This is a genomic window from Nonomuraea sp. H19 (assembly GCF_052068215.1).
Taxonomy (GTDB): Bacteria; Actinomycetota; Actinomycetes; order Streptosporangiales; family Streptosporangiaceae; genus Nonomuraea.
In genome coordinates this window covers 1-1,433 of record NZ_JBQHCV010000117.1, presented here as the reverse complement: position 1 = coordinate 1,433, position 1,433 = coordinate 1, and the positions used below count along the sequence as shown (strand labels likewise).

At 67.6% G+C, this 1,433-nt stretch carries 1 protein-coding gene and 1 pseudogene; both read left to right on the top strand.

From position 1 onward, the window contains the following. Nucleotides 1-216 precede the first annotated feature (216 nt). A pseudogene (locus tag ACTMTI_RS56825) lies at nt 217-1,166 on the top strand (IS256 family transposase); the annotation flags it as partial. 84 nt (nt 1,167-1,250) lie between these two features. Next, nucleotides 1,251-1,400 carry a hypothetical protein gene (locus tag ACTMTI_RS56820; protein WP_441129401.1) on the top strand — a complete coding sequence of 50 codons (150 nt, stop codon included), beginning with the start codon at nt 1,251-1,253 and terminating at the stop codon, nt 1,398-1,400. Nucleotides 1,401-1,433: the final 33 nt, after the last annotated feature.

Here is a 1,433-nt window from a genome sequence, read left to right as displayed (position 1 = left end):
GAGCAATGCTTGAGACCTGTGGATCGGTCGGGAAGGGGTGTACCTTCCCGATGATCATGTGAGTTCTCAAGACATGACCGACGCGCCAACGTCGGTCGGGAAGGCACACCCGTGCTCACCGTAGTCCCTGACCCCGCCGACGGCGACCGCGACGCGTCCGCCTCCGGCCCCTCGCCCGCGCTGATCGACGAGCTGGTCCGCGAAGGCGCCCGCCGGATGCTCGCCGAAGCGCTCAAGGCCGAGGTCGACGCCTATATCGCCGCCTTCGCCGACGAACGCGACGAACACGGCCGTCGCATGGTCGTCCGCAACGGCCACCACCAGCCCCGGCAAGTGCTGACCAGCGCGGGCGCGATCGAGGTCCACGCCCCGCGGGTCAACGACAAGCGCATCGACGAGGCCACCGGCGAACGCCGGCGCTTCTCCTCATCCATCTTGCCGCCCTGGTGCCGTAAGAGCCCGGCCATCACCGAGGTACTGCCGCTGCTCTACCTGCACGGCCTGTCCACCGGCGACTTCGTTCCCGCCTTGGGCCAGTTCCTCGGCACCGGCAACGGGTTGTCGGCGCCGGTCATCACCAAGCTCACCGAGCAGTGGAAAGCCGAACAACGCGCCTTCGCCGCACGCGACCTGTCCGATGTCGATTACGTCTACCTGTGGGCCGACGGCATTCACGTCAACATCCGGCTGGAGGAGCACAGACTCTGCCTGCTGGTGCTGATCGGGGTGCGCGCGGACGGGCGCAAGGAACTCGTCGCGCTGACCGATGGCTATCGCGAATCAACGGAGTCGTGGGCCGATCTGCTGCGTGATTGCGCCCGGCGCGGCATGCGCGCCCCGGTGCTCGCGGTCGGGGATGGCGCGCTGGGCTTCTGGTCGGCGCTGGCCGAGGTGTTTCCGCAGGCCAGAGCACAGAGGTGCTGGTTTCACAAAATCGCCAACGTGCTCGGGGCGCTACCGAAATCGGCCCACCCGGGCGCGAAGAAGGCGCTGGCCGAGATCTGGAACGCCGAGAGCAAGGACCGGGCGCTGGCCGCGGTCGCCGCGTTCGAGGCCGCCTACGGCGCCAAGTTTCCCAAGGCCGCGCCAAGGTCACCGACGATGTGGAGGAACTGCTGGCCTTCTACGACTATCCCGCCGGGCACTGGCGGCACCTGCGCACCACCAACCCGATCGAATCGACCTTCGCCACCGTCCGGCACCGCACCAAGGTCACCAAGGGCCCCGGCTCCCGCGCAGCCGGCCTGGCCATGGCCTTCAAACTGATCGAATCCGCCCAACGGCGCTGGCGCGCGGTCAACGGCGCCCACCTGGTCGCACTGGTCCGAGCCGGCGCCCTTTTCATCGACGGCAAGCTCGTCGAACGTCCCGCAGAATCACCCGTCTCCACAGCCGCCTAGAACTTCATGATCCACAGGTCTTGACTATTGCTC

What these genes read in the sequence shown, in the direction of transcription:
- ACTMTI_RS56820 (WP_441129401.1), top strand. Translation starts at nt 1,251, where the DNA reads ATGGCCTTCAAACTGATCGAATCCGCCCAACGGCGCTGGCGCGCGGTC.